This is a genomic window from Rhodococcus sp. NPDC059234, from assembly GCF_042754225.1.
Taxonomy (GTDB): Bacteria; Actinomycetota; Actinomycetes; order Mycobacteriales; family Mycobacteriaceae; genus Rhodococcus_G.
Map to the genome: position 1 here is coordinate 1 of NZ_JBHZAH010000075.1, position 24,581 is coordinate 24,581.

Here is a 24,581-nt window from a genome sequence, read left to right on the forward strand (position 1 = left end):
CCGCACCCCTAAACACGACCTCCCCAATGTCACATCGGTTCAGCTGACGCGAACCGATGTGACATTGGGGAGGTAATGGTCGTGGTTGGGGGGTGCGGGGTGACCCGTCAGAGATCGAAGTCGCGCTTGACCTGCTGGGTACGCCAGTGCTCGACGAAGAAGGACAGGAACGGGACGGTGCCGGCCAGTAGCGTGCCGACGGTCCGGCCCGCGGACCAGCGCACCTTTACCGCGAGATCCATCGTCAGGATCAGGTACACGAAGTAGACCCAGCCGTGCACGATCGCGATCCAGCTCGGCAGGTTGTCGACCTTGAAGATGTACTTCGCGACCATCTCCGCGGTCAGCACGAGCAGCCAGATGCCGGTGGCGTAGGCGAGCACGCGGTACCGAAGCAGCGCGCCCGCGATCTTCTTCGTGTCGCGGGCGGGGGTCGTGGTGACCGTCTCTTCGGGGGCCGTGTTCACGTGGTGCTCCTATCGGCTGCGCGCAGCTGTGCGAGGTAGTTGTTGTATGCCTGGTGGGCCTCGTCGTCCGGGTTCGCGGCGTCCAACGTCTCCGTGCGGGTCTCGACCCGTTGCGGCAGCAGGTCGACCGGGATCTCGCGGGGCTCGGTGCCGTTCGCGACCGCCGATCGCTCCTCCGGGGCGGTGTCCTCGAGCTGGACGAATCGTCGGTAGGCGTACACGACGAACGCAGCGAACAGAGGCCACTGGAAGGCGTAGCCGAGGTTCTGCCCGGTGCCGCCCGCTGACTCGTACCGCGTCCACTGCCACCAGCCCAAGGCCAGGCACGCGACCGCCGCGAGGACGACGAACAGAATCAGCGCTGGTCGACGACGGGAGGGTGAACTTGCCACACCACGACGGTACCCGAGCCGGAGCGGCCCGAGACAGGGTGTGGGGGGAGGTGACCGTCACAGGTCAGGGCCGGGTTCTGGTGCGCGAGGGGGGACTTGAACCCCCACGTCCTGAGACACCAGGACCTAAACCTGGCGCGTCTGCCAATTCCGCCACTCGCGCGTGCCGGAACAGACTACTTCACGGCATCGTCGTGAAGTGCGTGGGCGTGCGGGCCTGGTGGCGCCGACGGGCTTCGCCGGCCGCCCCCGAGCGGGGACCGGTAAACCAGGTATAACGGTTTCATAACGATCAACGTGAGGGATCCCTCAGGTTTGCTACTCGCCAGTTTTTCGCTCAGCCAGCGCATTCGTTTCCTACTCCGGAGTCACTTGGACGGTTGTATTGTGACCTGCATCACGCCTACTACCTGGTAGAACGCTTGGACGCCCAACAAACGTGAGGATCTCCTCATGATTTTGTGCGAACCTGATCGAGCCCCCGAAGAACTTCTCGCGGATCGCCCGTGCGCCTGCGAGAGGTTGTGACGTCGGTGGGATCCGACCAGGAGAGGACCATCCAGCGTGACGATCGACGAGAGCACACCACTGGGCAACGGAGACGGCTCCGGAGGGTCCCGGTACGCGCCGGCGAGGCCGGTCGCGGCCAAACTGCCGTTGCGAGACCGACTCGTCGCCGGCGAGCCCTATGCGCTGGCGTTCGGCGGCCAGGGTGCCGCCTGGCTCGCTCCCCTCGAGGAGCTGATCCGCGACAACGGCCTCGAGCCCGACATGACCGAACTGGTCAACGAGGCTGCCGCCGTCCTCGCGCCGGTCGCACAGGACCTGCTGGTGGTCCGGCCGGCCGGATTCGACCCCATCGGCTGGATCCTCGAGCAGGACGTCGCCGGCGACGACGAGGTCCCCGCCGGACCGTCCGCCTCGGCCCTGACCTCGGCGTCGGTGTCCCTGCCCGGCGTGCTGCTCACCCAGCTCGCCGCGCTGCGGTCGCTGCGACTGCAGGGCCTCGACCCCGCGACGACCGCTCCGGCCGCAGTCATCGGCCACTCGCAGGGCCTGCTCGCCGTGGAATCGGTCACCGACAGCGGTGCGAGCGACGGCGAACTGCTCGCCGTCGCCCAGCTGATCGGTGCCGCGGCGGTCCTGGTCGGCCGTCGCCGCGGCGTTCTCGGCGGTGCCGAGCGCGCACCGATGCTCGCGGTGTCCGATGTCGACCCGGCCCGCATGCAGGCGATCGTCGACGAGCTCGCCGAGGGTCTCGACCCCGACCGCGCTCCCGTGATGGCCATCCGCAACGGCCGTCGCCGCGTGGTCGTCTCCGGACCGCCCGCCCAGCTGGCCCGCGTGCAGCAGCGCGCCGAGCAGGTCGCCGCCGACGAGGCCCGCGACCGCGACGCCAAGAAGCGCGGCGGCGCCGTGTTCGCCCCGGTCTTCGAGCCGCTCGCGGTCGAGATCGGATTCCACCACCCCGCACTGAAGGACGCCGTCGACACCGTCGGCGCGTGGGCCGTGCGCTGCGGCATCGACGCCGACCGCGCCACTCGACTCGCGCGTGCCTGCCTGACCGACTCCGTCGACTGGGTCGCTGCGGTGGACTCCGTCGTCGACGCGGGCGCCGCCTGGATCCTCGACCTCGGCCCCGGCGACCTGCTCACCCGGATGACCGCCGGCGCGCTGCGCGGCCACGGCGTGGGCATCATCGCCGCCGCCACCCACGGTGGCCAGCGCAGCCTCGTCACCCCCGGTGCCGCACCCGAGGTCGACAAGTCGTGGTCGGAGTTCCGTCCGACGCTGGTGACCCTGCCCGACGGCACGGTCGCCACCTCGACCGCGTTCACCCGGCTCACCGGCCGCTCGCCGATCCTGCTCGCCGGCATGACCCCCACGACCGTCGACGCCAAGATCGTCGCCGCGGCCGCCAACGCCGGCCACTGGGCCGAGCTGGCCGGCGGCGGGCAGGTCACCGAGCAGATCTTTGCCGACCGCGTCGCCGAACTGCAGACCCTGCTCGAGCCGGGCCGCGCGGTGCAGTTCAACTCGCTGTTCCTGGACCCGTACCTGTGGAAGCTGCAGCTGGGTGGCAAGCGACTGGTGCAGCGCGCCCGCGCCGCCGGCGCCCCGATCGACGGCGTGATCGTCACCGCCGGCATCCCCGAGCTCGACGAGGCCGTCGCGCTGATCGAGGAGCTGAACGAGGCCGGCATCAGCCACGTGGCCTTCAAGCCGGGCACGGTCGCGCAGATCCGCTCGGTCGTCCGGATCGCCGCCGAGGTTCCCGACTTCCCGGTGATCGTCCACATCGAGGGCGGCAAGGCCGGCGGCCACCACTCGTGGGAGGACCTCGACGACCTGCTCGTGTCCACCTACGCGGAGCTGCGCGCGCGGCCGAACCTGGTGATCTGCGTCGGTGGCGGCATCGGCACCCCGGAGCGGGCGGCCGACTACCTGACCGGACGCTGGTCCACCGAGGCCGGCTACCCCGCGATGCCGGTCGACGGCATCCTCGTCGGCACCGCCGCGATGGCCACCCTCGAGGCGACCACCGCCCCCGAGGTCAAGCAGCTGCTCGTCGACACCCCCGGCACCCCGGACTGGGTCGGGGCGGGCACCGCATCCGGCGGCATGGCCTCCGGCCGCAGCCAGCTCGGCGCCGACATCCACGAGATCGACAACGCGGCCTCCCGCACCGGCCGACTGCTCGACGAGGTCGCGGGCGACGCCGACGCCGTCGCGCAGCGGCGCGAGGAGATCATCGCCGCGCTCGACGTCACGGCGAAGCCGTACTTCGGCGACGTCGCGACCATGACCTACGAGCGCTGGCTGCGCCGCTACCTGGAGCTGGCCGTCGGCATCGACGCCGCCCAGGAATTCGACTGCGGCACCGACTGGGCGCAGGCCTACGCCGAGGCGACCGAGTCGGTCTGGCTCGACATCACCTGGCGGGACCGCTTCGCCGAGATGCTCCAGCGGGCCGAGGCGCGGCTGCACCGCAACGACCGCGGCCCGATCGAAACTCGGTTCACCGACGAGCTGACGCTCGAGCGTCCCGAGGCCGCCCTGTGCGCACTGAAGGCCGCCTACCCGGACGCCGCGACCACCGTGTTGCACCCGGCGGACGTGCCGTTCTTCACCTCGCTGTGCAAGATCCCGGGCAAGCCCGTCAACTTCGTGCCGGTCATCGACAAGGACGTGCGCCGCTGGTGGCGGTCCGACTCGCTGTGGCAGGCGCACGACGCGCGGTACTCGGCCGATCAGGTCTGCATCATCCCCGGCACCGTCGCGGTCGCCGGTATCACCGAGGTCGACGAGCCGGTGGGCGCGCTGCTCGACCGGTTCGAGCGGGCGACCACGGACGAGCTGCTCGCCGCCGGTGTCGCGCCGGTCGAGGTCGCGAGCCGCCGGTCGTCGGCGGATGCCGCGGGTCTGCTGGGCGTCGTGCTGTCGGCGCCGGACGTGCTGTGGGCCGGTCGCCTGACCCGGAACCCGGTGCACCGTCTCGGTGACCTCGCCGAGTGGACCGGCTCCGGCGGCGAGGAGTCGACGCACGCCCCGACGGGCGCGACCCTGCGCGTGCTCGACACCGAGCGGGTCGAGCTGCGGGTGCCGCTGGCGGCCGACCGCGCCGTCACGATCGCCCTGACCGTGCCCGCCTCCACCCGCGACGGTGGCGCACCGGTCGTCACCGAGGCCGACGCCGAGGCCGCCATGTCCGCGCTGCTCGGCGTGGCGGCGGGGCAGGACCTGCCGGCCGTCAAGGCCGACGTCGCGCGACTGAACGTCGCCTGGATCCCGGACCTGGTCGCCGACCACGCCGGCGTCACCGCGTCCGGGCTGCCGGAGTCGCTGTCGCCCGGCACCTCCGCGGTGCCGGACGTGATCGTCGGCGCCTGCTGGCCGGCCGTGTTCGCGGTGCTGGGTGCCGCGCAGTCCGCGGATGGCGTGCACGCCATCGAGGGCATGCTCGACCTGGTCCACCTCGACCACGCGGTCAACCTGGTCGGGTCGATCCCGACCGAGGCCAGCGTGCTCACCGTCAAGGCCGAGGGCGCGTCGGTCGTCGACACCGACCTGGGCCGCGTCGTCGAGGTCAGGGTCGAGGTGGGTGCGATGCGCGAGCACGGCACCGCCGCCCCGACCTTCGCGACGATGGTGGAGCGCTTCGCAATTCGCGGCCGCACCGGCAAGGGCGAACTGGCCGACCCGGCCCGCGCCGGCGGCTCCCTCACCGACGCCGCGGTGGACACCCCGCGCCGTCGCCGTCGCCAGACCACCATCGTGGCGCCCCGTCACATGGCCGCGTTCGCGCGAGTCTCGGGCGACCACAACCCGATTCACACCTCCGACGCCGCCGCGCTGCTCGCCGGCCTGGGCGCCCCGATCGTGCACGGCATGTGGCTCTCGGCCGCGGCCCAGCAGGTCGTGATCGCCGTGGACCCGGCGGCGACCGTGCCCGCGCGACGGTTGACCTCCTGGACGGCCCGCTTCCTCGGAATGGTTCGCCCGGGCGCCGAGATCGACGTGCGCGTCGACCGCATCGCCCACGACCGCGGCGCCGAGATCGTCGAGGTCGGGTGCCGGGTGGACGGCGAACTGGTGATGGTCGCCTCCGGCCGCACCGCCGCACCGAAGACCGTGTACGCGTTCCCCGGCCAGGGCATCCAGCGGCCCGGCATGGGCCTCGAGGCCCGCGCCCGGTCCAAGGCCGCCCGCGACATCTGGGACCGCGCCGACAAGCACACCCGCGAGGCGCTGGGCTTCTCGATCCTCGCCGTCGTGCGCGACAACCCGACCGTCGTCAAGGCTCGCGGTGTCGAGCACAAGCACCCGGACGGTGTGCTGCACCTGACGCAGTTCACCCAGGTCGCGATGGCCACCCTCGGCGTCGCGCAGGTCGCGGAGCTGCGGGAGTCCGGCGCCTTCGTCGAGGACTCCTACCTGGCCGGCCACTCGGTCGGTGAGTACAACGCGCTCGCTGCGGTCGCCGGGGTGCTGCCGCTCGAGGCGGTGCTCGAGGTGGTGTTCCAGCGCGGGTCGGCCATGCACGCCCTGGTGCCCCGCGATGCGGCGGGCCGCTCGAACTACCGGCTGGCCGCCATCCGGCCGTCGCAGATCGGTGTCGCCGACGAGGACCTCGCCGAGTTCGTGGCGGGCGTCGCCACGGAGACCGGTGAGTTCCTCGAGATCGTGAACCTGAACCTGCGCGGTTCGCAGTACGCGATCGCGGGCACCGTCGCCGGACTCGACGCGCTCGAGGTCGAGATCGACGTGCGCCGAGAGGCTTTCGGCGGCAAGCGGGCCTACATTCAGATCCCGGGCATCGACGTGCCGTTCCACTCCACCGTGCTGCGCGGCGGCGTCGACGACTTCCGTGGGCGCCTGCTGGACCTGCTGCCCGAGGAGATCGACCCGGCCATCCTCATCGGCCGGTACATCCCGAACCTGGTGCCCAAGCCGTTCAACCTGGGCCGTGAGTTCATCCAGGAGATCGCCGACCTGGTTCCGTCGCAGCAGTTGGCCGAGGTCCTCGCGGACTTCGACACCTGGTCGGCGAAGCCGGTCGCGCTGACCCGCGTCGTGCTCGCCGAGCTGCTGGCCTGGCAGTTCGCCAGCCCGGTCCGGTGGATCGAGACGCAGGACCTGCTCTTCGGCGACGAGTCCGACGGCGGCCTCGGCATCGAGCGGTTCGTCGAGATCGGTCTCGGCGCGGTCCCGACGGTGGCGAACCTGGCCTCGCAGACCCTCAAGCTGCCCGGTCGCTTCGGCAACCCGGTGGAGGTGCTCAACATCGAGCGCGAGGCCGGCGTCGTGTACTCCACGGACACCGACCCGGCACCGGTCGAAGAGGACGAGCCGGCGGCCGAGGTGGTGTCGGAGGCGCCCGCAGCCGCGGCCGCCCCGGTCGCGGCCCCCGCGGCCCCGTCCGGCGGACCCCGCCCCGACGACATCGCGTTCTCGGCGTCCGACGCCACCGCCGTGCTGATCGGACTGTGGACCAAGCTCCGCCCCGACCAGGTCGGCCCCGCCGACACCATCGAGGCGCTGTGCGACGGCGTGTCCTCGCGCCGCAACCAGCTGCTCGTCGACCTCGGCTCCGAGCTCTCGCTCGGCGCCATCGACGGTGCCGCGGACGCGGACATGGGTTCGCTGGCCGTCACGGTCAACAAGCTGGCCCGGACGTACAAGCCGTTCGGTCCGGTGCTCACCGACTCGCTGAACGACCACCTGCGCAAGGTGTTCGGGCCGTCGGGCAAGCGCCCGGCCGCCATCGCCGAGCGGGTGTCCAAGGTGTGGGAGCTCGGCGCCGGCTGGGCGTCGCATGTTACCGCCGAGGTCGCGCTCGGCACCCGGGACGGCTCCAGCGTTCGCGGTGGCGCGCTCGGCGGGCTGCACGAGGGTGCGCTCTCCGACGGCGCCGCGGTGGACGCGGTGATCGACGCGGCCGTGCAGTCGGTGGCGTCGCGACGTGGTGTCGCGGTGTCCCTGCCCGCGGCGGGCGGCGGGGCCGGCGGCACCGTCGACGCGGCCGCGCTCGGCGAGTTCACCGAGCACATCACCGGCCGTGACGGCGTGCTCGCCTCCGCGGCCCGACTGGTGCTCGAGCAGCTCGGCCTGAGCGAGGAGGCCGCTACCGCGTTCTCCGACAACGACACCGAGCTGGTGGACCTGGTCTCGGCCGAGCTCGGCGCCGACTGGCCGCGTCTGGTGGCGCCCGCGTTCGACGCCCGCAGGGCGGTCCTGATCGACGACCGCTGGGCCACCGCCCGTGAGGACCTGGCCAGGCTGTGGGTCGGCGACCACGCGACCGTGGTCTCGGTGACGGAAGCGGACTTCACCGGCGCAGGCAACACCGTTGCCACGCATGCGAACTGGTGGCGAGACCGCGCCGCAGCCGAGGGCCGCGAGGACCTCGTCGCCGCGTACACCGCCATCGCCGAGGCGGCCGCCACCGACTGCGACGAGACCGGCCTGTGGTCGGACCAGGTCGCCGTCGTCACCGGTGCCAGCAAGGGTTCCATCGCGGCATCGGTCGCGGGCGGCCTGCTGCGCGGCGGTGCCACGGTGTTCGTGACCACCTCCCGGCTGGACTCCGAGCGGCTCGGCTTCTACCGGAAGCTGTACCGCGCCAACGCCCGTGCCGGCGCCGCACTGTGGGTGGTTCCCGCCAACATGGCGTCCTACGCCGACGTCGACGCGCTGATCTCCTGGATCGGCGAGGAGCAGACGGAGACCGCGGGCGGTGCCAAGAAGCTCGTCAAGGAGGCCGTCACCCCGACGCTGCTGTTCCCGTTCGCCGCGCCGCGTGTCGGCGGCGAGCTCTCCGACGCAGGCGCTCGCGCCGAGATGGAGATGCGGGTGCTGCTGTGGTCGGTCGAGCGGCTGATCGGCGGACTGTCGAAGATCGGCTACGACCGTGACGTGGACACCCACCTGCACGTGGTGTTGCCGGGCTCGCCCAACCGGGGCCTGTTCGGCGGCGACGGCGCCTACGGCGAGTCGAAGGCCGCGCTGGACGCGGTGGTCAAGCGCTGGAACGCGGAGCGGACCTGGGCCGAGCGGGTCACCCTGGTGCACGCGCTGATCGGCTGGGTGCGTGGCACCGGGCTGATGGGCGGCAACGACCCGATGGTCGACGCGGTCGAGGCCAAGGGTGTGCGCACCTGGTCCACCGACGAGATGGCCGAGCAGCTCCTGGCCGTCTGCAGTCCGGAGACCGTGGCTGCGGCCGCCGTCGAGCCGGTCCAGCTGGACCTGACCGGTGGCCTGGCGGAGGTCGACCTGGACCTGGTGGCCCTCGCCCGCGAGGCGGCCGACGCGGAGAAGGCGACCGCAGACGAGTCCGAGGACGACGCGGTCGACACCGTCGACGCGCTGCCCGCACCGCCGCGGATCTCCGACGCGCTGCCCGCACCGGCCTGGCCGGAGCTGGACGTCAACCCGTCCGACCTGGTCGTCATCGTCGGCGCGGGCGAGCTCGGACCCTACGGTTCCGCGCGCACCCGCTTCGAGATGGAGGTCGACGAGCAGCTGTCGGCGGCGGGCGTGCTCGAACTGGCCTGGAACACCGGGCTGGTCGCGTGGGAGTCCGATCCGGTGGCCGGCTGGTACGACGCCGAGACCGGGGAACTGGTGCCCGAGGCCGAGATTGCCGACCGGTACCACGACGCCGTCGTCGAGCGGTGCGGTATCCGCACCTACGTCGACGAGGGCGCCATGGTCGACAACACCGCGCCGCTGCTGACCTCGGTGTTCCTGGACAAGGACCTGAGCTTCGTGGTCGGCTCGGAGGCGGAGGCACGTGCCTTCGTCGACTCCGACCCCGAGCACACCGTCGCGTCGCAGCAGCCCGACACCGGCGACTGGCAGGTCACCCGCCGGGCCGGCACCGAGATCCGGGTGCCGCGCAAGGCGAAGCTGACCCGCACGGTCGGCGGCCAGATCCCGACCGGTTTCGACGTCACCAGGTGGGGCATCCCCGCGGACATGGCCGGGTCGGTGGACCGGGTCGGCCTGTGGAACCTGGTCACCACGGTGGACGCGTTCCTCACCGGCGGCTTCACCCCGTCGGAGCTGCTGCGCTGGGTGCACCCGTCCACGGTGGCCAACACCCAGGGCACCGGCATGGGCGGCATGACCTCCATGCGTTCGCTCTACATCGACACCCTGCTGGGGGAGTCGCGGGCGAACGACATCCTGCAGGAGGCGCTGCCGAACGTCATTGCCGCGCACGTGGTCCAGTCGTACGTCGGCGGCTACGGCGCGATGGTGCACCCGGTCGCGGCCTGCGCCACGGCGGCGGTCTCCGTCGAGGAGGGCGTGGACAAGATCCGGCTCGGCAAGGCACAGCTGGTGGTCGCCGGCGGCTTCGACGACCTCGGCATCGAGGGCATCGTCGGCTTCGGTGACATGTCCGCGACCGCGAAGAGCGAGGACATGGCGGCCAAGGGCATCGACGAGCGCCGCTACTCCCGCGCCAACGATCGTCGTCGCGGCGGGTTCGTCGAGTCGGCGGGCGGCGGCACCATCCTGCTGGCGCGCGGTGACCTGGCGCTCGAGATGGGACTGCCGGTACTCGGTGTCGTGGCGTGGGCGGGTTCCTTTGCCGACGGCGTGCACACCTCGATCCCGGCCCCCGGTATCGGCGCCCTCGGCGCCGGTCGCGGCGGGCAGGACTCGCAGCTGGCGCTGTCGCTGAATGCGCTCGGTGTCACGGCGGACGACATCTCGGTGGTGTCCAAGCACGACACCTCCACGGCCGCAAACGATCCCAACGAGGCCGAGCTGCACGAGCGGCTGGCGTCGGCACTGGGTCGCAGCGCGGGTGCACCGCTGTTCGTCATCTCCCAGAAGTCGCTGACCGGTCACGCCAAGGGCGGCGCCGCGGCGTTCCAGCTGATCGGCCTGTGCCAGGTGCTCGGGCAGGGCGTCATCCCGCCGAACCGCAGCCTGGACTGCGTCGACGACAAGATGGCGGAGTTCTCGCACCTGGTGTGGGCGCGCGAGCCGCTGCGCTTCGGCGAGCGGTTCCCGCTCAAGGCGGGCCTGCTCACGAGCCTCGGCTTCGGCCACGTGTCCGGGCTGATCGCGGTCGTGCACCCGCAGGCGTTCGTCGAGTCGATCCCCGCCGATCGGCGGGCCGACTACCTCGAGCAGTCGCGGCAGCGCACGGTCGAGGGGCAGCGCCGACTCGCATCGGCGATGTGCGGCGGCGCGGATCTCTACGAGCGGCCGGCGGATCGTCGCTTCGGCGGGGACGCGGTGCCCGCGAAGGCGGCCCGCCAGCTCGAGGCGGACGTCCTGCTCACCGAGGACGCGCGCCTCGGCGACGACGAGGTGTACCGGTCCGGACTGCCGGGGTGCAACTAGATGGCAATCCTGGGAATCGGTTTCGACCTGGTCACCGTCTCCGAGTTCGCGGAGCAGCTGTCCCGGCCGGGCACGGCGATGAAGTCGAGCTTCCGGCCGGGGGAGCGGCGCTACTGCGAGTCCAAGAGCACCGACCCGGCGCGGCACTACGCGGTCCGCTGGGCGGCGAAGGAGGCCGTGATCAAGGCCTGGGCGGCGTCCCGCTTCGCCCGCCCGCCGGCGGTCGGCGACAACGCCTACGCACAGATCGAGGTGATCAACGACGCGTGGGGCCGGCCGACCATCAAGCTGCACGACGAGGCCGCGCAGTTCCTGCCCGGCGCGATCATTCACCTGTCGCTGACCCACGACGGTGACATGGCGGGCGCGATGGTCGTGATCGAGGAACCGGACATCGTGGTTCCCGGCGGGAGCTGACCTACCCGACCGCTGGAGCCTCCGGGTTCGGAACGGGCCGTTCGGTGCCACCCGGCACCGGACGGTCCGTTCGCGTATGTCGGCCGGGCGGCGAACGCGATGGCCCAACGGCCGGACACCGCCCGTGCATCGGCGTAGAACGAAGGGCGAGGCTGTTCGAAGTCTTCCGACGATGAACCACAGGTGGACGCCCAGCGGGCGAACTGTCGTCCCCGGTCCGGTGTCCGCCGGAAGGGCGCATCATGCTCGACAGGACACGGAGTGACCCGGTGCCGGTTCGGGTGGTGGCGGCCCTCGGATTCGGGGCGGTCCTCGCGCTGACGACGATCGGCTGCGGCGGCTCGAACGAGGGCGCACCGTCGGGCACCACACCGCCGTCGGCGGCCGCGGGGAGCGACGCCCGCGCCGCGGTGACCGACGCCTTCGTCGCGTTCTTCTCCGGCGACACCGCCGCTGCCGAGAAGATCACGCTGGTCCAGAACGGGCAGGCGTTCGCCGACACCGTCAACGCCCAGGCCGATTCGCCGATCGCGAAGGGCGCCACCGCGACCGTGTCGACGGTCGATCTGGACTCGCCGGGCCATGCCACCGTCACCTACACGGTCCTGCTGGACGGCAAGCCCGTGCTGCCGGACCAGACGGGCGAGGCGGTCGAGGTGGACGGCACCTGGAAGGTTGCGCAGTCGACGTTCTGCGCGCTGCTCACTCTCGAGGGCAACCCGCCCCCGGTCTGCGCGTCGCCGACCACGGCTGCGGCACCGAGTTAGGGACCCCATGACCTCCGACGCCGACATCCGACTGGGCGCGGCGGCCAGTCCCCGCGTCGCGCTGGCGACCGTCTGCGCGGTGTTGTTCCTGACCTTCCTCGACACCACGATCGTCAGCGTGACCCTCGCCAGTGTGCAGTCCGACCTGCATGCCGGGGTGATCTCGCTGCAGTGGGTGGTCAATGCGTACACGCTGGTCTTCGCGAGCCTGATGCTCACCGCCGGATCGCTCGGCGACCGGTGGGGCCGCAAGCGGGTGATGGTCGTCGGCATCGTCGTGTTCTGCGCGGGCTCGGCGGTGTCCGCGCTGGCCCCGACCGTCGCGGCGCTGATCGTCGGCCGAGCGGTGATGGGGGTGGGTGCGGCCGCGTCCGAGCCCGGCACGCTGTCGGTGATCCGGCACATCTATCCAGACCGGGCGGAGCGGGCGAGGGCGCTCGGCGCGTGGGCCGGGGTCTCCGGTCTGGCGTTGGCGCTCGGCCCGGTGATCGGCGGACTGCTGGTCGGCGCGTTCGACTGGCGTGCGGTGTTCTGGTTCAACCTCGCGCTGGGTGCGGTGCTGTTCGTCGCGGCGCTCCGGTTCGTGCCGGAGAGCGCTGATCCGCAACCGGGGCCGTTGGACCTGGCCGGTTTCGTGCTCGGTTCGGCGTTCCTCGGCTGCGTCATCTATGCCGGGATCTCGGGCGAGGGCGTCGGCTACGCCGCGACGTCGGTGGTGACGCTGTTCGTCGTGGGCGCGTTCGCGCTGCTCGCCTTCGTCGCGGTGGAGATGCGGGCGCGCAACCCGATGCTGAACTTCCGGTTCCTGCGACCGCCGATGGTGCGCAGCGCCCTGGTCGTCGCGTTCGCCGTCTACTTCGGTGTCTTCTCGATCTTCTTCTTCGCCGCGCTGTACCTGCAGGAGGTCGTGGGCTATTCCGGAATGCGCACGGCCGCAGTCTTTCTGCCGATGGCGGTGGCGATCGTCGCGGGTGCGGCGGCCTGCGGCTTCTGGGTGGCGCGCAGTGCCGCCGCGGTGCCGATGATCGCGGGGTGTGTGCTCGGCGGGGTCGGAATCCTGTTGACCCGAGCCTGTTTGAGCGAGAGCCCCGAGGTCACCCCGCTGGTGACGGCGCTGGCGGTGGCCGGGCTCGGGTTCGGGATCGCGGTGGTGCCGTTGACGTCGGCGGTGCTGACGGGGGTGCCCGCCGCGCACTCGGGCATGGCGGCGGCCGCGACGAACACGATGCGTCAGGTGGGGGCGGTGGTCGGGGTCGCGGCGCTCGGCGCCCTGGTCAACGCGCACCTGACCACCGACCTGACCGGCAGGCTGAACCAGCTCGACGTCCCGGTGAACTTCCAGTCCATCGTCATCGACGCCATCGAGAAGGGCACGGTGCCTGCCGGCGGGGACGCGGCGGCGTCGGCGGCGTACGGGCCGATCGTGGACAAGGTCATCCACGCCACCTACGCGGCGTTCCACGCCGGGCTCGACACCGCCTTGCTGGTCTCCGCGGTCATGATCTTCGCCGCGGCCACGATCACCGTCGTCGCGGCGCTGCGCGGGTCCGCCCGCGGCGGCTACGACGAGGCCGCCGCCCAGACCCCCAGCTCGACCTGACCGCGGCCCCGGTCAGTTCGGGCGCGATTCCTTTTCCGCAACGAGCAGGTACGCGGCCATCAGCCGCTTGAGTTCGTCGACGGCGTCGGCGTGCGACTGGCCGTCCTGGACCGAGAAGTTGAGCATCGAGTACACGACGTGCACGAGCACCTCGGCCATCATGATCCGGCGGTCGCGCCCGGTGCGGGGGGTCAGCGGGGCCAGCATCAGGGCGATCTGCCCGGCCAGCGCCTTCTCCTGGATCTTGCCGGTGGCCCGGGTCGAGGGTGTGGACTGCATCGCCAGCCACACCTCGCGCCGGGATGGGTCGGAGGTCCACAGCTTCGCAAGGTGGTCGACGAAGTTGTTGAGGAATCGGAGCCAGTCCAGCGACGGGACCTCGCCGTTGAACTGCTCGAGCTCGTCGCGCACCGCGGTGAAGTCCTGCCGGTTCAGTTCGCACACGATGACGTACTTGTTGGCGAAGAACTGGTACAGCGTGCCGATCGGCACGTCCGCGCGGGACGCAACCTCCTCGCAGGTGAACGACTCGAAGCCGACCTCGGTGAGCAGTTCCCGCGACGACGCCAGCAGCGCGTCGAACTTGCGACGGCTGCGTTCCTGCGTAGGCCGCTTGCGGGGCAGCAGTTCCTGCGGCGCGTCGGGGGCCGACAGCGCCGTTGAGTCGTCGGCTCCCGCCGACGGTGCGGCCGGGTCGACGGTTCCCGACTCCAGGGCCGGGTCCGCGCGCCGCAAGGCTCGGCTGCTGGTCATGGCGTCCACCTGTCCAGGTTAACCGTCACCGGTGCCGGATTCGACGAACCCCCGACTTCGGTGTTTCTCCGAGTATCGGATATCTCTGCGAAGTCGGGGGAGGTCGGTCAGGCGGCGACGCGCCGGCGGTACAGCACGGTGGACCAGACGAAACCGACCACGCTGATCGCGGCGCACCAGGCGAGCGCCAACCAGGCGCTGTTGCCGATCTCGGTGCCCATCAGCAGCCCCCGGACGGTTTCGATGACGGGGGTGACCGGCTGGTTCTCGGCAAACCACTGCAGCCACGTCGGCATCGAGTCGGCGGGCACGAACGCGCTGCTCACGTAGGGCAGGAACATGATCGCGAAGGTGAACCCGCTCGCCGCCTCAGGATTCTCGGCGAGCAGCCCCAGCGCCGTCGACAGGTACGACAGGCCGAAGATGAAGATCCCGATCACGCCGAGGACCGCCAGCCACTTCAGCGGGTCGGTGGTCGGGCGGAAGCCCATCAGCAGCGCCACCGCGATGACGATCGCCGTGGTCACCAGGTTGCGGACCACGCTGACGAGCACGTGACCGGTGAGGAAGGACGACTGCGCGATGGGCAGCGTCCGGAACCGGTCGATGATGCCCTCGGTCATGTCGGTGGACACGCTGACCGCGGTGGTCGAGGCGCCGAATGCCGCGCACAGCAGGATGATTCCGGGGACGACGTAGTCGATGTACTCCGTACCGGTGTCGATCGCACCGCCGAAGACGTACACGAACAGCAGCATGAGCATGATCGGCAGTGCCACCGCCATGAGCATGGTGTCCGGGCTGCGCAGGACGTGCTTGAGGTTGCGTCGCAGCATCACCGTGGAATCGGCTGCGACGGAGCGGAATCCGGCGTCGGTGTGGGTGCTCATCGGACTGCTGCTTTCGTCGAGGTGGAGCCGGTCACGCGCGGCGCGCCGGTGAGTGCGAAGAAGACGTCGTCGAGGTCGGGGGTGTGCAGGGCGAACTTCTCGACCGAGATCTCGGGGGAGTCGATCCGGTCGAGCAGGGCCTTGAGGGAGGCGACGCTGCCGTCGGTGGGTACCTCGACGGTCAGGGTGCCGTCGTCGGTGACCGCCCCGGGCAGGGCGCGCGCGGCGAGGTCGAACTGCGCCCGGTCGGCGAACTGCAGTTCCACGTGGCCGCCGTCGACCAGTTGCTTGAGCTCGCCCGGAGTGCCCTCGGCCACGATCCGGCCGCCGTCGATGACGGCGATCCGGTCCGCCAGCTGGTCGGCCTCCTCGAGGTACTGCGTGGTGAGGAAGATGGTGACCCCGCCGTCGGCGAGTTCGCGGATGACGGACCACATCTCACGTCGGCTGCGCGGATCGAGTCCGGTGGTCGGTTCGTCGAGGAACACCACCTGCGGGTGCGCGACCAGGCTCATCGCCAGGTCCAGTCGGCGGGCCATGCCGCCCGAGTAGGTCGAGGAGCGCCGGTCGGCGGAGTCGACGAGGTCGAACCGGTCCAGCAGTTCCGCCGTGCGGCGGCGCGCCTCGCTGCGGCCGAGGTGATTGAGCTCGGCCACGAGCGTGAGGTTCTCCCGGCCGGTGAGCACCTTGTCGACCGCCGCGTACTGGCCGGTCACGCTGATGCTGCGGCGCACCGCCCGCGCGGCGCCGGGCAGCGGGTGTCCGGCGACGGTCACCTGGCCGGCGTCGAAGGGGAGCAGCGTGGACAGGATGCGCACCGTGGTGGTCTTGCCCGCACCGTTCGCACCGAGCAGGGCGAAGATCCGGCCCGCGGGCACGTGCAGGTCGAGGCCGTCGAGCACGGTGTGGTCGCCGTAGGTCTTGGTGAGGCCGGAGACGTGAATCGCCCCGGTGGGTTCGTCGTGAGTCATCTGCCTTCTCCCGGAATCGGAAACTGTGTATGTCGTACACTTCGGTTTATAACGTACACAGTTTTACGATGAGCGCAAGAGGGTGACGACGGGAGCAGTGCGGACATGGACAGCAGTGGTGCGGACACCGCGGCGACGGGGGACCTGCCCCGCACCGTCAAGCTCGCCTGGGGGCTCGCCGAACCGGGCAGTCGGGGGCCGCGGCGGGGGCTGAGCATCGAGCAGATCCTCGACGCCGCGATCGAACTCGCCGACGAGGAGGGCGCGTCGGCACTGTCGATGGCGCGCCTGGCCAAGCAGCTCGGGTTCACCACGATGTCGCTGTACCGGTACGTCAAGAGCAAGGACGAGCTGATCCAGCTGGTCACCGATCGGGTGGTGGGTCCGGCGCCGCACATCGAGCCCGGTTCGCCGTGGCGGGATGCGCTGGCGCACTGGGCCACCGCCGAGTACGAGGCGTTGCTGCGGCACCGGTGGTGGCTGCAGCTGCCGATCACCGCGGTGCCGACCGGGCCGAACAACATGGCCTGGCTCGACGCCGGACTCGGTGCCTTGGCCGCAACGACGCTGCCTCCGGCACTGAAATTCACCGTCGTCGTGAACACCTCGCTGTACGTGATCGGCCGGGCGCGCTTCGCCGCCGACATCGCCTCCACGCCCTCGACCGAGGAGGTGGCCTACGGGGCACTGCTGCCGCAGTTGCTGGATCCGGCGAGGTTCCCCCACCTGACCGGCGCCGTCGCGGCGGGTGCCTTCGACACCGACCCCGACATCGAATGGGACGACGCGGACTTCACCTTCGCGCTCGACCTGCTGCTCGACGGCATCGAGAAGCTGATCGACGAACACCGCTGACGGGGCGTCCGACGGCTCACCCGATCCGGGTGAAATCGTGTCTCGATTCGGTTGCACCGCTGCGCGTTCGCCTTGCGGCGTGAATAGTGCGGAGTGAAGCCAACGGTCGCCCGGGCACGTCGGGACGGCGGCCTGTCCGACGGGATGGTGTAGCGATGAGCGTGGACACTGCCGGGGAGTCGAGTTCGACGAAGGCGCGGGGGGTGCCGACCGCGCCGAGGCAGCAGTACATCACCTGGATCGCACTCGCGATGATGACGACCAGTTCGGTTGCGAGCCTGCGCTCGGCGCCGTCCATGGCCGTGTACGGCCTCGCCTGCGTGTTCCTCTACGTGGTGCCGGCGATCGTGTTCCTGCTGCCCACCTCGCTGGTCTCAGCGGAACTCGCCTCCGGCTGGTCCGGCGGCGTCTATCGCTGGGTGGGCGAAGGGCTCTCGGCCAAGCTGGGCTTCCTCGCCGTCTGGTGCCAGTTCGCGATGACGATCTTCTACTACCCGACGCTGCTCGCCTACGTCGCGAGCACCTTTGCGTACGTGGTGAATCCGGCACTGGCCTCGAACGGGCTCTACACCGCGATCATCATCGTGACGCTCTTCTGGACCGGGGTCTTCGTCTCCTCGCGCGGCATGAAGGCCGTCGCCGGTCTGTCGAGCGCGGGTCTGATTCTCGGCACCCTCATCCCCGGCGCGCTGCTCATCGTGATGGGCGTCGTGTTCCTCGGTCAGGGCAATCCCTCGGCGGCGCCGATGGAGTTCAGCGCGATGCTGCCGGCCTGGACCGGAATCGCGAGCCTGGTGCTGATCGTCAACAACTTCCTGTCGTACTCGGGCATGGAGATGAACGCGGTGCACGTCTCGAGTCTGCGCAAGCCCGCCAGCGAGTTCCCGCGGGCGATGTTCGTGGCGATGGGGCTGGTGCTGGGGATCTTCATCCTGCCCGCGATCGCGATCAGCTGGGTGGTGCCCGCCGAGAAGCTCTCGCTCACCGCGGGCGTCATGCAGGCCTTCGACACCTTCTTCGCGCACTTCGGATTCGGCTGGGCCACACCCATTCTGGCGCTGATGCTGATCGCGGCGTCGCTCGGCGGCATGTTGACCTGGCTGGCCGGGCCGTCCAAGGGCCTGCTGATGATCGGCCGTCAGGACGGCTTCCTGCCCCCGGTGCTGCAGCGGCTGAACAAGCACGGCATCCAGCAGAACATCCTCGTCGCGCAGGGCGCGGTGACCACGCTGATCGCGCTGCTGTACGCGTTCATCCCGGAGGTGTCCAGTGCCTACTGGATCCTGTCGGTGATCACCACGCAGGTCTACCTGGTGGTGTACGTGCTCATGTTCGCCGCGGCGATGCGGCTGCGGCGCAACAAGCCGGACCATCCTCGTGGCTACCGGGCACCCGCGCTGTTCCTGCTCTGCTGGGTCGGCATCCTCTCGAGCATCGCCGCGTTCTGCATCGGATTCGTCCCGCCGTCCCAGTTCGGCGGCGGCAGCGTGTTCGTCTACGTGCTGATCGTCGGCGGCGGTTTCGGCATCGTGGGGCTGGGGCTGCCCCTGCTGATCCTGGCGCTGCGCAAACCGTCCTGGAAACAGGACGTGACGGTCGACCCGCTCGCCGCTCTCAAGGCAGAGGAGGCGTGATGACCACGTCCGGCACCCCGACGGGACCCGACGACGGCGTCAACGTCGCCGCCGTGGACGACCTGCACACCCGCCCCGAGAACACCCACCTGATCATCTACCTCACCGCCTTCGCGCTGTTCGTGGGGCTGGCGGTGTGGGGTCTGGTCGCATTCGACAACAACAAGCGCAGCGCCGAGGCCGACTCCAAGGCCACCGAGTTGGCACTGCGCTACCAGCAGGCGGGGCTGGGCACGATCGAGGTGAACGCCACCGCGAGGGTGCTGGGGGTGGACGGGGGAGCGGCGTGCACGGATCCCGGCAACTCCCTGCGGGAGGGCACCTTCGACCAGCAGATCGTCAACGGCGCCGCGGGACCGGGGCAGCGCCCGGTGATCGCGACGCGCAACCTGGTCGAAGGCGCGCGTCTCGTCATCGAGGTGTACTGCCCCGACGAGTTGAGCGGCTTCGACCGGTACGCCGACGACCTGAAACTGACGGACGAGTGACCGGCACCCGGCCGGCACACTGGAGGAGGAAACGGTGACGGACATGACGGCCACGGTGGACGAGATCCGCTCCAAGGTGCAGGCCCTGATGCCCACGGCCCGAGACGAACTCGCCACTCTGGTCGGCTTCCGGTCGGTGGCCGACTCGCGCCAGTTCCCACCCGAGGAGTGTCGTCGCGCGGCGAGCTGGGTCAAGGACGCGTTCGTCGCGGCGGGCATCGGCCACGTCGAGTTGATCGAGACCCCGGACGGTTCGGACGCGGTCGTCGGGCACCAGCCCGGTCCCGACGGCGCGCCGACGGTCCTGCTGTACTGCCACTACGACGTTCAGCCGCCCGGCGACGAAGGCAAGTGGCACACATCTCCGTTCGAGCTCACGGAGAAGGACGGGCGCTGGTACGGCCGGGGTGCTGCGGACTGCAAGGGCAATATCGTCATGCATCTGCTCGCGCTGCGGGCTCTCGGCACGCCGTTTCCCGTGGGGATCCGGATCGTCGCCGAGGGGTCCGAGGAGATGGGCACGGGCGGACTGGAGGCGCTCGTCCAGCAACGGCCCGACCTGTTCCAGGCCGACATGATCCTGGTCGTCGACACCGGGAACGCCGAGGTGGGGCAGCCCACCGCGACCGTCACCCTCCGTGGTCTGGCGAACGTCGTGGTGCACGTGGAAACGCTGGCGGGCGAGGTGCATTCGGGGATGTTCGGCGGGCCGGCCCCGGATGCGATGGCGGCCCTCGTGCAGATGCTCTCCACCCTGCGCGACGCGGACGGCAACACCGTCGTCGACGGCCTCGAGTCCGGCCAGGCCTGGTCGGGGGTGGACTACGCCGAGGATCAGTTCCGGACCGATGCCGGTGTGCTCGACGGGGTGGAGCTGGCCGGGACCGGGTCGGTCGCGGACCGGGTGTGGGCACGGCCCGCGCTGACCATCCTCGGGATGGACTGCCCGCCGGTCGTCGGGTCGGCGGCCGCGATCCAGCCGCGGGCGTCCGCCCGGCTGAATCTGCGGGTGCCGCCGGGCATGGACCCGAAGAAGGCGCAGGACGCGCTGACTGCACATCTGCTCGCCGCGGCGCCGTGGGGCGCCAAGGTGACCGTCGATCCGGAGCAACTCGGGGCCCCGTTCCGCGCCAGCACCGACGGGCCGGGCTATGCGGCGCTCGGCGCGGCGATGGCGGAGGCGTTCGGCAAGGCGATGGGCACCGTCGGGCAGGGCGGCTCGATCCCGCTCTGCAACGTCTTCGCCGGTGAGGTCCCCGGCGCCGAACTGGTGATGCTCGGCGTCGAGGAACCACGCTGCCTGATCCACGCGCCCAACGAGAGCGTCGACCCGTCCGAGATCGAGAACCTCGCCGTCGCGGAGGCGTTGTTCCTGACGCGGTTCGCCGACACCCGCTGACGGGCTACACGGACAGGTCGCGCCGCAGCTTGGCCACGTGGCCGGTCGCGCGGACGTTGTACTGCGCGACCTCGATCTTGCCGTTCTCGTCGACGAGGAAGGTGGAGCGGATGACGCCCTGAACCTTCTTGCCGTACATGGTCTTCTCGCCGAACGCGCCCCACGCCGCGAGGGTGGTCCTGTCGGGGTCGGAGAGCAGCGGGAAGGTCAGTTCCTCGGTGTCGCGGAACTTGGCGAGCTTGGCGGGCTTGTCGGGTGAGATCCCGACGACGTCGAGGCCGGCCCCGTTCAGCTCGGCGAGGTTGTCGCGGAAGTCGCAGGCCTGTTTGGTGCAGCCGGGCGTGCTGGCGGCGGGGTAGAAGTAGACGATGACCTTGCGTCCGCGGTAGTCGGTCAGCGACACCTCCTTACCGTCGGCATCGGGGAGGGTGAAGCTGGGCGCGGTGTCTCCGGCGGCGAGCCGGTTGTTCTCGGTCACGGTCGTCAGGCTACTTCGTTTCCGCCGTCGGGCGTTCCTGGCTACGGCGGTGCCGGGCGCACCGGTACGGTCATGGCAAGCAGATCGACAGACGACAGGAAGTGGGATTCACGTGCCCAGGGACACCGAGAGCATCGAGCGAGACATCGAGCGGGCCCGCAGCCAACTCGCGAGCACCCTCGACGAGCTGAGCGTGCGGACCAACCCGAAGCGTCTGGTCGAGAACACCAAGATCGCCGTGCTCGCCAAGGTGAACGAGCCGCCCGTCAGGTTCGCGCTGATCGGCGCGGGCGCACTGGTCGCACTGCTGGTGGTGCGCAAGATCTTCCGGTAGGCGCGACGGTGTCCACCCGAACCCGCGTGCTGGAACGGACCTCGGTCGTCGAGGCCTCGTCCGATGCTGTGTGGGCGCGCATCGTCACCGCGGAGGGCATCAACGACGAGATGCTGCCGGTGCTGCGGATGGCGGCGCCGCGGGGGATGCGGGACCTTCGGGTGGACACCGTGCCGGTGGGTCGGCGGGTCGGTCGGTGCTGGCTGTTCCTCTTCGGTGTCGTGCCGTTCGACTACGACGACCTGATGTTGCTCTCGATCGAGCCGGGACGCCGATTCCACGAGCACTCGTCGATGGCCTCGATGCGTTCCTGGGAGCACGAGCGGACGCTGACGGCACTGGATCCGACGCGGACCGCCGTGCACGATCGCGTCACGTTCGAACTGCGGGCACCGCTCGCGCGGGTGCCGGGCCTGCCGAGCCTGGTCGCCCGGGGGATCGCTCGATTCTTCGCGCACCGGCACACCCGGCTACGCCGGCACTTCGCTGGTCGGTGATCGGACGGCCGGGCGGGGCCGCCGGGGGTAACTCGTGGTGCGCCATCAGGGACTTGAACCCCGAACCCGCTGATTAAGAGTCAGCTGCTCTGCCAATTGAGCTAATGGCGCCCGCGCCGCGTGTGCGACACGAAATCAAACAAGCCCCGGTCCGAGGACTGGGGCTTGTTTGCGGTGCGCCATCAGGGACTTGAACCCCGAACCCGCTGATTAAGAGTCAGCTGCTCTGCCAATTGAGCTAATGGCGCATGTGCGTCTCGCGCTCGTTCCCTCGCGCTCGGTGCGAAAGGAACATTAACAGGAGTGGGCGCCAGAAGTGAAATCGGCTGGTCAGGATCGGTATCCGGTAACGCCTGGTGGCCCGAAGTCGATTGCAATGTGAACGTTATCGCCGTCGTCAGGGGCGCCGTGGGTCGGCGCCGCGGCCGGCTGGGATCATTTGTGTTCGCGGGTCGGGGCGGTCGGCACTGTCGGTGGCCCGGTCTGGACCTGTTGGTGAAGTGGGGTGGAGCGACGATGAAGCGGGTTTCGCTGGGCGTGGTGGCGCTGGGGGCAGCGGCCCTGGTCCTGGGGGTTTCGGGGTGCACGGTGCCGTCGGGTGGCAGTGCGTCGGCGGCGCCGACCGTCGCGATCGACGTGAACCCGGTCGCCGAGCTGATCAAGCCCAAGCTGACGTCCGTGGTGCCGGACGGTGCGGTCGGGCACTCGCCGGGGGACCCGGTCACCGTGGTCGTCGGGGACGGGAAGCTGTCTGCGGTCACCCTCGTCGACGAGTCCGGCGTGCCCGTGCCCGGCGCCATCGCGCCGGACGGAAGGTCCTGGGTGAACACCGCGCCGCTGGTCTACAACGGTCACTACCGGCTGAAGGCGGACGCCTTCGGTCTCGGCGGTACCGGCACGGTCACCTCGAACTTCACCACCAGCTCGCCGGGCAACCTCGCCAAGCCGTACGTCTTGCCGACCGAGGGTGAGGTGGTCGGGATCGGGCAGCCGGTCGCCGTGCAGTTCGACGAGAACATCCCCGACCGCAAGGCCGCGCAGGACGCCATCACCGTCGTCACCAACCCACCCGTCGAGGGCGCCTTCTACTGGGTCAACAACCGCGAGGTCCGGTGGCGGCCCGAGAAGTTCTGGGCCCCGGGCACGGCGGTGACGGTCGACGTCAACGTCTTCGGTCGCAACCTCGGCGGCACCCTGTTCGGCCAGTCGAACGAGCACGCGCAGTTCCGGATCGGGGACGCGATGATCGCGACCGCGGACGACAACACCAAGCAGGTGACCTTCGAGCGCAACGGTGAGGTGGTGCGGACCATGCCGACGTCGATGGGCAAGGACAGCACGCCCACCGACAACGGCGTCTACATCATCGGTGACCGGTTCGCGAACCTGGTGATGGACTCGTCGACCTACGGGGTGCCGGTGAACTCGGCGCAGGGCTACAAGACGCCGGTGGACTGGGCGACCCGAATGTCCTACAGCGGCATCTTCTTCCACTCCGCACCGTGGTCGGTGGGGCAGCAGGGCTACACGAACACCAGCCACGGCTGCCTGAACCTCAGCCCGGCCGACGCGAAGTGGGTGTACGACAACACCAAGCGCGGTGACCTGGCGATCGTGAAGAACACCGTCGGCGGCACGCTGTCGGGTGTCGACGGCCTCGGCGACTGGAACATCCCGTGGGCGACGTGGAAGGCCGGCAACGTCGCCGCGTGACGCGTCACACCCCCGCACGGCCCGTGGAACGAGAAAGGCCCCCGACCGGAGTCGGGGGCCTTTCTTCGGGTGACCGACGGGACTCGAACCCGCGACAGCCAGGATCACGACCTGGTGCTCTACCAACTGAACTACGGTCACCATCGCTTTCCGACGCTCCGCCCCTTGTGGGGCTGTGCGTCAGCAGCGTGGACGATAGTAGCGTGTCCCGGGGCCAACTAGCCAATCGGTTTCTAAACGGCGCCCAGATCCTCGACGACGGCGGCGATGTCGCTGGTAGACGGGCCGGGGTCGGCGACGAACGCGGTACGCCGGTAGTACTTCAGTTCGCGGATCGACTCCTTGATGTCGGCGAGGGCCCGGTGCGAGAGGCCCTTCTCCGGCTGGCCGAAGTAGATCCGCGGGTACCAGCGCCGGCACAGTTCCTTGATCGAGCTGACGTCGATCATCCGGTAGTGCAGGTACTCGTCGAGCGCGGGCATGTCCCGGGTGATGAATCCGCGGTCGGTGGCGATCGAGTTGCCCGCGAGCGGCGCGGTGCCCGCGGCGGGGATGTGCTCACGGATGTATGCGAGTACGCGGCGCTCGGCCTCCTCGAGCGTGACCGTGGAGGCGCGGACCTCCTCGGTGAGCCCGGACCGCGCGTGCATCTCCTTGACCACGTCCGGCATGTCGGCGAGCGCGGCGTCGTCGGCATGGATGACGATGTCCACACCGTCACCGAGGATGTTGAGGTCGCTGTCGGTGACCAGCGCGGCCACCTCGATCAGCTTGTCGGTGCCGAGCCGCAGTCCGGTCATTTCACAATCGATCCACACAAGTTTGTCCTGCACGAGCATCCACAGTAGTCAGGGTGTTCTCGGTTAGGGTTCGCGGTGGACACAAACTTCTGGCGTTGCGCCTCGAGGAGGGCATGAATGACGGTGGATCCGACCGCTTCCGGTGGCCCGGGACAGGACTCGGCCGCACTCGCGGAGAAGGCGAAGGCGGCCAAGGTCGCCGCGGAGGAGGCCGCTCGCGTCGCGGCCGAGGCGGCCGCGGCGGCGGAGGCCGCGGTGGAGG

18 protein-coding genes and 4 tRNA genes are annotated in these 24,581 nt (G+C 70.2%); 11 read left to right on the plus strand and 11 right to left on the minus strand.

Features of this window, described 5'->3' with window-relative positions:
* Positions 1-107: 107 nt before the first annotated feature.
* The 3 genes from ACFXGJ_RS16175 to ACFXGJ_RS16185 form a co-directional block, all read right to left on the minus strand.
* Positions 108-467, minus strand: coding sequence for a DUF3817 domain-containing protein (locus ACFXGJ_RS16175; protein ID WP_378621740.1), 360 nt, complete (start codon positions 465-467; stop codon positions 108-110).
* Complete coding sequence (locus ACFXGJ_RS16180; RefSeq protein ID WP_378621743.1) at positions 464-859, minus strand: transcriptional regulator; 396 nt, start codon at positions 857-859, stop codon at positions 464-466. Before ACFXGJ_RS16180 ends, ACFXGJ_RS16175 begins: the two co-directional genes overlap by 4 nt.
* 78 nt (positions 860-937) lie before the next feature.
* Positions 938-1,022 (minus strand) — tRNA-Leu (locus tag ACFXGJ_RS16185).
* Positions 1,023-1,423: 401 nt separating this feature from the next.
* Between ACFXGJ_RS16185 and ACFXGJ_RS16190 the strand changes: the two genes are divergently transcribed.
* The 4 genes from ACFXGJ_RS16190 to ACFXGJ_RS16205 all read left to right on the plus strand — a co-directional run bounded on the left by ACFXGJ_RS16190 (position 1,424) and on the right by ACFXGJ_RS16205 (position 13,507).
* Positions 1,424-10,723 (plus strand): fatty acid synthase subunit beta domain-containing protein, encoded by a 9,300-nt coding sequence (locus tag ACFXGJ_RS16190; RefSeq protein ID WP_378621745.1) that lies wholly within the window; start codon positions 1,424-1,426, stop codon positions 10,721-10,723.
* A complete protein-coding gene (locus ACFXGJ_RS16195) occupies positions 10,724-11,140 on the plus strand; it encodes a holo-ACP synthase (protein ID WP_378621748.1) in 417 nt (138 codons plus the stop codon).
* 269 nt (positions 11,141-11,409) lie between these two features.
* The gene (locus ACFXGJ_RS16200) at positions 11,410-11,907 is read left to right on the plus strand and encodes a hypothetical protein (RefSeq protein WP_378621750.1); all 498 of its coding nucleotides are present in this window, start codon (positions 11,410-11,412) and stop codon (positions 11,905-11,907) included.
* 7 nt (positions 11,908-11,914) lie between these two features.
* Positions 11,915-13,507: an MFS transporter gene (locus tag ACFXGJ_RS16205; protein ID WP_378621752.1), complete on the plus strand. Its 1,593-nt coding sequence runs from the start codon at positions 11,915-11,917 to the stop codon at positions 13,505-13,507.
* Between the two features lie 12 nt (positions 13,508-13,519).
* Here ACFXGJ_RS16205 and ACFXGJ_RS16210 read toward each other — a convergent pair whose 3' ends face one another.
* The 3 genes from ACFXGJ_RS16210 to ACFXGJ_RS16220 all read right to left on the minus strand — a co-directional run bounded on the left by ACFXGJ_RS16210 (position 13,520) and on the right by ACFXGJ_RS16220 (position 16,121).
* Positions 13,520-14,260 (minus strand): TetR/AcrR family transcriptional regulator, encoded by a 741-nt coding sequence (locus ACFXGJ_RS16210; RefSeq protein WP_378621755.1) that lies wholly within the window; start codon positions 14,258-14,260, stop codon positions 13,520-13,522.
* A gap of 107 nt (positions 14,261-14,367) precedes the next feature.
* Positions 14,368-15,150: an ABC transporter permease gene (locus ACFXGJ_RS16215; RefSeq protein WP_378621758.1), complete on the minus strand. Its 783-nt coding sequence runs from the start codon at positions 15,148-15,150 to the stop codon at positions 14,368-14,370.
* The gene (locus tag ACFXGJ_RS16220) at positions 15,147-16,121 is read right to left on the minus strand and encodes an ATP-binding cassette domain-containing protein (protein WP_378621760.1); all 975 of its coding nucleotides are present in this window, start codon (positions 16,119-16,121) and stop codon (positions 15,147-15,149) included. Before ACFXGJ_RS16220 ends, ACFXGJ_RS16215 begins: the two co-directional genes overlap by 4 nt.
* A 105-nt stretch (positions 16,122-16,226) precedes the next feature.
* On the opposite strand from ACFXGJ_RS16220, the gene ACFXGJ_RS16225 reads away from it, so the two are divergent.
* From ACFXGJ_RS16225 to ACFXGJ_RS16240, 4 genes are all read left to right on the plus strand, one after another.
* The gene (locus ACFXGJ_RS16225) at positions 16,227-16,976 is read left to right on the plus strand and encodes a TetR/AcrR family transcriptional regulator (protein WP_378621763.1); all 750 of its coding nucleotides are present in this window, start codon (positions 16,227-16,229) and stop codon (positions 16,974-16,976) included.
* A gap of 155 nt (positions 16,977-17,131) precedes the next feature.
* On the plus strand, positions 17,132-18,610 hold the full coding sequence (locus ACFXGJ_RS16230; RefSeq protein WP_378621767.1) for an APC family permease: 1,479 nt from the start codon (positions 17,132-17,134) through the stop codon (positions 18,608-18,610).
* Entirely contained in the window at positions 18,610-19,098 is a 489-nt protein-coding gene (locus ACFXGJ_RS16235; RefSeq protein ID WP_378621769.1) for a hypothetical protein, read from the plus strand. The genes ACFXGJ_RS16230 and ACFXGJ_RS16235 overlap by 1 nt, the downstream gene beginning before the upstream one ends.
* 43 nt (positions 19,099-19,141) lie before the next feature.
* The gene (locus tag ACFXGJ_RS16240; RefSeq protein WP_378621781.1) at positions 19,142-20,497 is read left to right on the plus strand and encodes a dipeptidase; all 1,356 of its coding nucleotides are present in this window, start codon (positions 19,142-19,144) and stop codon (positions 20,495-20,497) included.
* 4 nt (positions 20,498-20,501) lie between these two features.
* Here ACFXGJ_RS16240 and bcp read toward each other — a convergent pair whose 3' ends face one another.
* Complete coding sequence (bcp, locus tag ACFXGJ_RS16245; RefSeq protein ID WP_378621772.1) at positions 20,502-20,975, minus strand: thioredoxin-dependent thiol peroxidase; 474 nt, start codon at positions 20,973-20,975, stop codon at positions 20,502-20,504.
* 112 nt (positions 20,976-21,087) lie between these two features.
* Here bcp and ACFXGJ_RS16250 point away from each other — a divergent pair, with 112 nt between their 5' ends.
* Both ACFXGJ_RS16250 and ACFXGJ_RS16255 read left to right on the plus strand, forming a co-directional pair.
* Complete coding sequence (locus ACFXGJ_RS16250; RefSeq protein WP_378621774.1) at positions 21,088-21,309, plus strand: DUF3618 domain-containing protein; 222 nt, start codon at positions 21,088-21,090, stop codon at positions 21,307-21,309.
* Positions 21,310-21,317: 8 nt separating this feature from the next.
* Positions 21,318-21,806: a hypothetical protein gene (locus tag ACFXGJ_RS16255; RefSeq protein ID WP_378621776.1), complete on the plus strand. Its 489-nt coding sequence runs from the start codon at positions 21,318-21,320 to the stop codon at positions 21,804-21,806.
* 35 nt (positions 21,807-21,841) lie between these two features.
* Here ACFXGJ_RS16255 and ACFXGJ_RS16260 read toward each other — a convergent pair.
* Both ACFXGJ_RS16260 and ACFXGJ_RS16265 read right to left on the minus strand, forming a co-directional pair.
* Positions 21,842-21,917, minus strand: a tRNA-Lys gene (locus ACFXGJ_RS16260).
* 64 nt (positions 21,918-21,981) lie between these two features.
* Positions 21,982-22,054 (minus strand) — tRNA-Lys (locus ACFXGJ_RS16265).
* A 268-nt stretch (positions 22,055-22,322) separates the two neighbouring features.
* Between ACFXGJ_RS16265 and ACFXGJ_RS16270 the strand changes: the two genes are divergently transcribed.
* Entirely contained in the window at positions 22,323-23,519 is a 1,197-nt protein-coding gene (locus tag ACFXGJ_RS16270) for an Ig-like domain-containing protein (RefSeq protein WP_378621779.1), read from the plus strand.
* A 68-nt stretch (positions 23,520-23,587) separates the two neighbouring features.
* Here ACFXGJ_RS16270 and ACFXGJ_RS16275 read toward each other — a convergent pair.
* Together ACFXGJ_RS16275 and orn are read right to left on the minus strand one after the other, a co-directional pair.
* Positions 23,588-23,660 (minus strand) — tRNA-His (locus ACFXGJ_RS16275).
* A gap of 92 nt (positions 23,661-23,752) precedes the next feature.
* The gene (orn, locus tag ACFXGJ_RS16280; protein ID WP_378427310.1) at positions 23,753-24,352 is read right to left on the minus strand and encodes an oligoribonuclease; all 600 of its coding nucleotides are present in this window, start codon (positions 24,350-24,352) and stop codon (positions 23,753-23,755) included.
* Positions 24,353-24,581: the final 229 nt, after the last annotated feature.

Coding starts and splice junctions, on each gene's coding strand:
- ACFXGJ_RS16195 (WP_378621748.1), top strand. CDS start 10,724: ATGGCAATCCTGGGAATCGGTTTCGACCTGGTCACCGTCTCCGAGTTC.
- ACFXGJ_RS16205 (WP_378621752.1), top strand. CDS start 11,915: ATGACCTCCGACGCCGACATCCGACTGGGCGCGGCGGCCAGTCCCCGC.
- ACFXGJ_RS16210 (WP_378621755.1), bottom strand. CDS start 14,260: ATGACCAGCAGCCGAGCCTTGCGGCGCGCGGACCCGGCCCTGGAGTCG.
- ACFXGJ_RS16215 (WP_378621758.1), bottom strand. CDS start 15,150: ATGAGCACCCACACCGACGCCGGATTCCGCTCCGTCGCAGCCGATTCC.
- ACFXGJ_RS16220 (WP_378621760.1), bottom strand. CDS start 16,121: ATGACTCACGACGAACCCACCGGGGCGATTCACGTCTCCGGCCTCACC.
- ACFXGJ_RS16225 (WP_378621763.1), top strand. CDS start 16,227: ATGGACAGCAGTGGTGCGGACACCGCGGCGACGGGGGACCTGCCCCGC.
- ACFXGJ_RS16230 (WP_378621767.1), top strand. CDS start 17,132: ATGAGCGTGGACACTGCCGGGGAGTCGAGTTCGACGAAGGCGCGGGGG.
- ACFXGJ_RS16235 (WP_378621769.1), top strand. CDS start 18,610: ATGACCACGTCCGGCACCCCGACGGGACCCGACGACGGCGTCAACGTC.
- ACFXGJ_RS16240 (WP_378621781.1), top strand. CDS start 19,142: ATGACGGCCACGGTGGACGAGATCCGCTCCAAGGTGCAGGCCCTGATG.
- ACFXGJ_RS16270 (WP_378621779.1), top strand. CDS start 22,323: ATGAAGCGGGTTTCGCTGGGCGTGGTGGCGCTGGGGGCAGCGGCCCTG.